The sequence below is a fragment of the Vibrio sp. 10N.222.48.A3 genome, from assembly GCF_041475345.1.
GTDB lineage: Bacteria > Pseudomonadota > Gammaproteobacteria > Enterobacterales > Vibrionaceae > Vibrio > Vibrio tasmaniensis_A.
Genome location: NZ_JBFRVX010000359.1, coordinates 1 through 5072, shown reverse-complemented (window position 1 = coordinate 5072; position 5072 = coordinate 1). Strand labels below are relative to the sequence as shown.

The following is a 5072-nucleotide window of genomic DNA, read 5'->3' as shown; positions in this document are numbered from 1 at the left end:
CCCATCACTACCGTTAAGTAATGATGGGTTCTTTATATAGGTGGAGTTGACACATACGCCGGGTTCTGTTCCGCTTGCGCGGCGGTAACCATTCGTCTAGGCCTGCAATCGCTCACAGGCTCAAGCAATCTACCCGCCCCCATACGCGAGCAGCGCAATGCGAGGGCCTATTTGATCTTGCTCCGGGTGGAGTTTACCTTGCTACGAACTGTTGCCAGTCGCACGGTGCGCTCTTACCGCACCCTTTCAGCCTTACCTGTGCCTCTTCCGAAGAAATGAGGCCATCGGCGGTCTTCTCTCTGCTGCACTTGTCGTGGGCTCGCGCCCCCCAGACGTTATCTGGCACCCTGCTCTATGGAGCCCGGACGTTCCTCCCCTCTACCAGTCTCCCGAAGGACTTCAACGTCAGTTTCCCGAAGGACCTCAACGTCAGTCTCCCGAAGGACATCAGCAAAGCAGCGATTACCCGTTCAACTCCGAGGGCGGATTGTATAGAGATTAGTGTGCAGTGTCTAGCGAGATCACAAATATGCTGCAAACCATTAAGCAAGTGAACGAATTTCACACAATCCAAGCACAAAAAAAGGAGCGACGGTATTACCATCACTCCTCATAAGCTTGTCAATACAGGTTAGCTACTCTATAAATAGGTACCTAGTCTATAAAGAGGTATCTAGTTGTCTAGATGCTCTAGGCCCCATTTGTATAAAGCGTTCTTTTTCAGGTTGTAGATTTCTGCCGTCATCGCCGCTGCTTTTTTAAGGGGCAGTTCTTTGGTTAGAATACCCAGCGTGCGAGTCGCTTCGTCTGGCAACTCTGTGCTCGCTTCTTCACGGTGACCGTGAATTAACAATACCATCTCACCGCGTTTACGGTTTGCGTCTTCTTCAATCCACTCAATAAGTTCACCAAGTGGCAGACCTTGGATGGTTTCGAAGGTTTTGGTTAGCTCACGCGCCAACACAACCTCACGATCTGGGCCTAAGATCTCTAGCATGTCTTGTAGAGAATCAGTAATACGGTGCGGAGATTCGTAGAAGATACACGTGCGTTCTGCTTTTGCGATCTCTAAGAACTTGTCTTTACGACCTTTGCTCTTTGGCGGTAAGAAACCTTCAAAGCTGAAACGATCAGACGGCAAACCAGACGCACTTAGTGCGGTAATCACAGCACAAGCACCAGGAAGTGGCACAACTCTCACACCCGCTTGACGACATTGTGAGACAAGATGGTAACCTGGATCACTGATTAAAGGAGTACCCGCATCAGAGACTAATGCGATAGACTGACCTTCTAATAACCTTTCGACTAGAACTTGTGCTTTAGTTTGTTCATTATGATCATGTAAAGCGAACGTTCTGGTTGATATATTGAAGTGAGCAAGCAGCTTACCCGTGTGGCGTGTGTCTTCGGCTGCAATAACATCGACACTTGATAAAATTTCAATTGCTCTTTGAGTGATATCTCCCAAATTTCCGATTGGGGTTGGCACAATATAGAGAGTTGGGCTCTCTGTGAGCAAGGTTTTGTTATCTGTCATTTGTTTACCATCACTTCAACGATTAATATAGATACAAATTTATACGGAATTTAAAGAACTCATGGCAACGATGAACCATAAGAGACTCAGTGTACCACGCTTACTCACTCCAATTGCATTAGCAATTACATTGGCGGCTTGTTCTTCAGGTCCTCAAGCACCAACGCGTGTTGATATTACACTAGATCCAGCGCAATCAACTGAAAGTTACATGATGCAGGCGGATAGTAGCAAAGGAAGTCTACAAAACGACTGGTTAATCATGGCGCTTAAGGCTTCTGTGCAAGCTGGAAAAACCGATCAAGCGACTCTGCTGATCAAACGCTTAGCCAAACAAGAGCTGAGTGAAGTTCAACAAGCAGAATGGCAACTAGCTCGCGCTCAACTGCTGGTGAATAACTCGCAACCACAGCAAGCGTACAGCCAACTGAACTTTCAGCCTTGGTGGACGCTTCCGAACGAGCAATGGAAAGATTATCACGAGTTACGCGCCAACATTTCTGAAATACAGAATGAGTATTTCGAAGCGAGCCGTGAGTTAGTCCTTTATTCTGAATATCTGGACGCTAGCGACGAAAGCCAACAGCGAACGGCCGACCGTATTTGGCAGAACCTGAATAGCTACTCTCAATACGAGATTCTAGAACTGAAAACATCGCCGACAGAAGATGTGCTTTCAGGTTGGTTGCAACTGGCTATCTACATGAAGACGCTGAATTCGAACCTTCCAAACCTACAGGAAACCCTGGCTGATTGGTTAGCCGAGAATCCTCAGCACCCTGCGGCTACTTACACACCTCAAGCGATCACCGACATCTTGGCACTAGAGATCAGCAAACCAACCAGCACTGCGCTGCTGCTGCCGCTAACAGGTAAGTACGGTAAGCAAGCACAACTTGTGCGTGATGGTTTCATCTTTGCGATGATGAATGACAAAGAGCGTGAAGAAGATGCAACTCTGACGGTAATGGATACCAACGTACAAAGTGCCGCTGAAATTAAAGCGAAACTGGAAGAGAATAACGTTGATTTCATCGTTGGCCCTCTGATTAAGAGCAATATCACCAAGCTTCAACAAGCGCAGAAAAACCACGAAAACTCGATTCCAGCATTAGCTCTTAATATTCCAACTCAGCTAGAACCAGATACTAATATTTGTTATCTCGCTTTATCGCCAGAACAAGAAGTCGCTCAGGCTGCGAAACACCTTTTTGCACAAGGCTATAAGTACCCACTAATTCTTGCACCCAAAGGACGCTTAGGTGACCGCGTTAAGCAAGCATTTAACGAAGAGTGGCAGAAATACAGCAACAACGACGTTGCAATCAGCTTCTTCTCTGACAAACGCCAACTGCAGCGTAATGTGAATCAGATTTTCGGTTTACAAGAGAGCCAACAACGTATCGCTCAAATGGATGGACTACTTAACCTAGACCTAGAAACAGAGCCACGCAGTCGTCGTGATATCGATTCTGTCTACATTGTCGCTAAGAACTCAGAGCTAACACTCATCAAACCCTTCATTGAAGTTGCAATTAACCCTGATGCTAGCCAACCTGCACTGTTTTCAAACTCACGCAGCAACAGCGGTGACAAGCAATATGAAGACCTAACGGGTGTCTTCTACAGCGATATCCCGCTATTAGTCGAGAACAAAAACGAGCTTAACAAAGCGCTTAATGACCTATGGCCTTCACACTCGAACAGCCAAAAGCGTCTACAAGCTCTAGGAATGGATGCATACTATCTAATGGATGCACTACCACAGATGAAAGCCGTACAAGATTACAGTATTACAGGTGAAACCGGCGTATTAACCATCGACAACAACTGTGTGGTTCAACGTGAAATCAGCTGGGCAGAGCATGGGGCTTTTTAGCCGTAAGTTCCTATCCAAGCCAACAATCACCCACAAACAAGTGGGTGATAAATACGAGACCGTGGCAAAGAATTATTTAGTTCGCCACGGTTTATCGTTAATTGAAGAAAACTTCATAGCAAAGTGTGGCGAAATTGATCTTATAATGCGCCATAACAATACGGTTGTGTTTACTGAGGTAAAATACCGCAAGCAAACACGCTACGGACATGCCGCTGAAATGGTGACAGCCAAAAAGTCACAAAAGCTACTCAAAACAGCCAATGTTTGGCTTATGCAGCAAGGCTTGTCGGTACACTCTACAGATTACAGGTTTGATATCATTGCCATCGAAGGGCCGAATGACACTATCGACTGGATTCAAAACGCGATTACCCAAGGATAAACATGCTAGACAGCATCAAAGAAAGTTTTACAGAAAGTATTCAAATCCAAATTGCGGCGGCAGAAGCTCTGCCAGACGCAATCACGCATGCCGCTCAAGCAATGGTTGCAACCCTGCTTAACGGAAACAAGATTCTTTGTTGTGGTAACGGTGGTTCGGCATCGAATGCTCAGCAATTTGTCTCTTGCCTACTTAATCGCTTTGAAACCGAGCGTCCTAGCCTTCCAGCAATGGCTCTCACTGCTGATAACACCACACTAACGGCGGTGGCAAACGACTACCACTACGAAGAGATCTTCTCTAAGCAAGTGCGCGCGTTTGGTCAAACTGGCGATATTTTACTGGCTATATCTACTAGTGGTAACAGTAAAAATATCATCAAAGCAATGGAAGCTGCGGTAACACGTGATATGACAATCATCGCCTTTACTGGTAAAGATGGTGGTGAAATGGCTGGCCTGCTTGGTGAGCACGATGTAGAAATTCGTATTCCCTCACACCGTACAGCACGTATCCACGAAGTACACATGGTGACACTACACTGCTTATGTGACCTAATCGATCAAGTACTCTTCCCAGCTCACGAAGAGTGATATACGGAGCATCACGATGAAATCATTAACTTCTATGAAGCTGCTTAAGCTGATTAGTGTTTCGCTACTTACACTGTCGTTATCTGGTTGTGCTGGTCTTTTCATTGCTGGTGCAGCAACTACTGCAAATCTAGTCACAGATACACGAACCACCAAAGAGATTTGGAGCGACAACAATATCGAATTTGAAGTTGCAGCTATGACCAATAAACCGCCATTTCGCGGCAATGTCAGTATCACAGCAAGCTCTTACCGTGGTTCAGTAGTTCTGATGGGGCAAGCAACGACAGATGCTGAACGTCGTGCTTTTGAAAGCCAAGCTAAAGCAGTAACGGGAGTTGAAAGTATACACAACCAGATCCGAGTGAAAGAGCCACTGTCTGTTAGTGCTATCAGCAAAGACAGTTGGATTACCACTAAAGTGAAGTCTGCCCTACTTGCCAAGTCTGAGCTTAACGGTATCAAAGTCAAAGTCATTACTGAAGATTCAGAAGTATTTCTGCTTGGATTAGTTTCTCGGGAACACGCTGATATCGCGACAGAAGTTGCGCGTAATATCTCTGGTGTGAAGCAGGTGATTCGAGCGTTTGAATATGGTGAAGATGACAATTTGGTAAACTAACGCCCTCTGAATTTACTTAGCTAACTTAGTTGCTTAGCTGCTTGTTGGTTGGT

Annotated in this window: 5 protein-coding genes and 1 other RNA gene; 4 read left to right on the top strand and 2 right to left on the bottom strand. The window is 45.8% G+C overall.

Annotation, left to right across the window (positions count from 1 at the left end):
* Nucleotides 1-38: 38 nt before the first annotated feature.
* Together rnpB and rsmI are read right to left on the bottom strand one after the other, a co-directional pair.
* An RNA gene (gene rnpB, locus AB4653_RS11160) (RNase P RNA component class A) lies at nt 39-478 on the bottom strand.
* A gap of 195 nt (nt 479-673) precedes the next feature.
* Complete coding sequence (gene rsmI / locus AB4653_RS11155) at nt 674-1540, bottom strand: 16S rRNA (cytidine(1402)-2'-O)-methyltransferase (protein ID WP_009848948.1); 867 nt, start codon at nt 1538-1540, stop codon at nt 674-676.
* Nucleotides 1541-1601: 61 nt separating this feature from the next.
* Between rsmI and AB4653_RS11150 the strand changes: the two genes are divergently transcribed.
* From AB4653_RS11150 to AB4653_RS11135, 4 genes are read left to right on the top strand one after another with little or no spacing between them, the layout of a single operon-like run.
* On the top strand, nt 1602-3419 hold the full coding sequence (locus AB4653_RS11150) for a penicillin-binding protein activator (RefSeq protein WP_009848947.1): 1818 nt from the start codon (nt 1602-1604) through the stop codon (nt 3417-3419).
* Nucleotides 3406-3804: a YraN family protein gene (locus AB4653_RS11145; RefSeq protein ID WP_009848946.1), complete on the top strand. Its 399-nt coding sequence runs from the start codon at nt 3406-3408 to the stop codon at nt 3802-3804. The genes AB4653_RS11150 and AB4653_RS11145 overlap by 14 nt, the downstream gene beginning before the upstream one ends.
* 2 nt (nt 3805-3806) lie before the next feature.
* Nucleotides 3807-4397, top strand: a complete 591-nt coding sequence (locus AB4653_RS11140) for a phosphoheptose isomerase (RefSeq protein WP_004729817.1) — start codon at nt 3807-3809, stop codon at nt 4395-4397.
* Nucleotides 4398-4413: 16 nt separating this feature from the next.
* Nucleotides 4414-5019, top strand: a complete 606-nt coding sequence (locus AB4653_RS11135; protein WP_009848945.1) for a BON domain-containing protein — start codon at nt 4414-4416, stop codon at nt 5017-5019.
* Nucleotides 5020-5072 lie beyond the last annotated feature (53 nt).